The 2,305-nt window shown below is 40.1% G+C and carries 3 protein-coding genes and 1 pseudogene; all 4 read right to left on the bottom strand.

Annotation, left to right across the window (positions count from 1 at the left end; all coding sequences use genetic code 11):
- Positions 1-365: pseudogene (locus AC1DSB_RS18270) on the bottom strand (RluA family pseudouridine synthase); the annotation flags it as partial.
- Positions 337-1,137 (bottom strand): NAD kinase, encoded by an 801-nt coding sequence (locus AC1DSB_RS18275; RefSeq protein ID WP_016428002.1) that lies wholly within the window; start codon positions 1,135-1,137, stop codon positions 337-339. The pseudogene AC1DSB_RS18270 and the gene AC1DSB_RS18275, both read right to left, overlap by 29 nt.
- Positions 1,134-1,814: a GTP diphosphokinase gene (gene yjbM, locus AC1DSB_RS18280; protein WP_016428003.1), complete on the bottom strand. Its 681-nt coding sequence runs from the start codon at positions 1,812-1,814 to the stop codon at positions 1,134-1,136. Before yjbM ends, AC1DSB_RS18275 begins: the two co-directional genes overlap by 4 nt.
- Before the next feature lie 46 nt (positions 1,815-1,860).
- Positions 1,861-2,247 (bottom strand): UPF0738 family protein, encoded by a 387-nt coding sequence (locus tag AC1DSB_RS18285; protein ID WP_016428004.1) that lies wholly within the window; start codon positions 2,245-2,247, stop codon positions 1,861-1,863.
- Positions 2,248-2,305 lie beyond the last annotated feature (58 nt).

The raw sequence follows: 2,305 nt of genomic DNA on the forward strand, positions 1-2,305 counted from the left end.
ACATAATTGGCTAACGTGTTTGATGGATGTTCCCTGGAAGGAATGGTGCTTTGACCAGGTGGTTTATTGACAATCAAGAGGACATCATCTTCGTAAATGATTTCCAGTGGACCTTCTTGGCGAATCAGCCCTGCACTCACTTCTTCATAGGGAAAAAGAACGGTCACTACATCCCCAACTGAAAGTGGATGTCTGACCGTTTTTTCTTGTCCATTAACTAGTAAGGAACCGCCATCAAATTTAATTGATGTTAAAGTGCGTTTGGAAATCCCCCATTTACCTAGGGCTTCACGAAGTAATATAGGCTCCGTTACGTTAAATAGTAAATGAAATTGTTTATACATCGCTGTCGATAAATGAATCATGTACACGTTTCCAGAAAGGAAATGGACGGAATCGAGCAAATCGCACTTTTTCTTTTGCTACACGATATTGGATGGATTTTACGTCTTTATGGAGCAATTGCAAATGATCAATCGTCACCATGAAATCAACGGCCTTCACTGGTTTCAAAACGCATGTATGATGTGATGGTAAAACCAGAGGAGCGCCGACTGTACGGAAGACCCGATTGTTGATGGACGCCATTTCCGTCAACTGCATCGCTTCCAAAGATGGGTGAATAATTGCTCCACCAAGCGCTTTATTGTAGGCGGTACTTCCAGAAGGTGTCGACATACATAACCCATCGCCACGGAAACGTTCGAAGTGGCTGTCATTCAGTTCGACATCCATCACCAATGTCACATCTGGAGATTTGATTGTGCTTTCATTTAAAGCCAAATAAACACTTTCTTCATCCGTATTACGATAATTAATGGTCGCTTCGAGCAAAGGATATTGAATCACTTCGAATTCTTTTTTGGCAATGGAAATCACTAACTTCTCGATTTCAGCTGGTTTCCAATCTGCATAAAATCCTAAATGACCTGTATGAATTCCAACAAAGGCTACTTTCGACAATTGTTCACTATAGCGATGAAACGCGTGCAACAATGTCCCATCTCCACCGATTGAAATCACGATATCGGGTGACTCTTCATCCCACACCAGTCCAAAATCCGACAAGTAGGTTTTGGCATTGGCCATCAATTCGTTTGAGTGTGCATCATTCCTTGATTGAATGGCAAATTTCATAAATGCTTGGACCTACCTTCCCCAGAGTTAGATGGGAAATTCGCATTTCCACTCTCTTTATATTCACTGAAATATTTTTGTGCTTCCTGGATTTCATCACGGATTAGTGACATCTCTTCGTCTAAACGAAATGCTGCTTCAGCTGCACTTTGCAAGCGGTTTTTTATTTCTTCGGGAAATAATCCCTTATATTTGTAGTTTAACGAATGTTCAATGGATGCCCAAAAATTCATTGCCAACGTGCGGATTTGAATTTCCACCAGGATATGAATTTTCCCATGAATGGTTTGGACGGGATATTCAACAATCATGTGATATGAACGGTAGCCACTTGGTTTCTCATGTGAGATATAATCACGTTCTTCAACCACTTTGATATCGTGACGATTACGCAGTAACTCTACCACTGTCTCTATGTCATCAACGAATTGACACATGATGCGCAACCCTGCAATATCTTGCAGTTCATTAACTAGTATGGCAGAGGGCTCAAAAGCAATTCCTTTTTCAAGTGTTTTATCATAGATACTTGCAAGAGGTTTCACACGGCCAGTAACAAACTCAATTGGTGAGTTTGTATTTGCTATTTCATATTGCGTCCGCATACCCTTTAATTTTATTTTCAATTCATCTACTGCTTGCTTATAAGGCTCTAAAAAACGTCTCCATTGCCCCATGACCAGTCCCCCTTGCCAATGCTATCTTCGTGAATTTATTACGAATTCAATTTGCAGCCAGTTGTTCTTTAAAAGCTTCTTCTACTGCATTTGCAAATTCTTCACCGTAATTGTGATTTCCTTCGATATTGAAGATCAGCATATTTAATTCTTCTCTGAAATTATCAAGCACAATATCCGTCTTTCCCCAAACTAACACTGGGTCCTTGTCTGCACCAAGTGACACTGCCAGTAATGGCCACACTGTTTTGGGAAATAGAACATATGTATACCCATCGGAGTCATCCATTAAATAAACGAATGCATTCTCATCTGAATCAGTGATTAACTGACCAGCCGCTTTTACTTCCTGATTGGTTGGATCTTCTTGCAATAAAAAACGGATATCGTTTTCATTTTGCACGCCGCTATCGACAATATAAGTTTTACGCAATGTTTGCTCTTCCTTTCAATCTTTACTACCCCATATTTTATCATAGGTTCCCATATGT

Source organism: Paenisporosarcina sp. P4_E4_2, assembly GCF_056401595.1.

Excerpts from the sequence above, each read along its gene's own strand:
- AC1DSB_RS18275 (WP_016428002.1), bottom strand. The coding sequence starts at position 1,137 with ATGAAATTTGCCATTCAATCAAGGAATGATGCACACTCAAACGAATTG.
- yjbM (WP_016428003.1), bottom strand. The coding sequence starts at position 1,814 with ATGGGGCAATGGAGACGTTTTTTAGAGCCTTATAAGCAAGCAGTAGAT.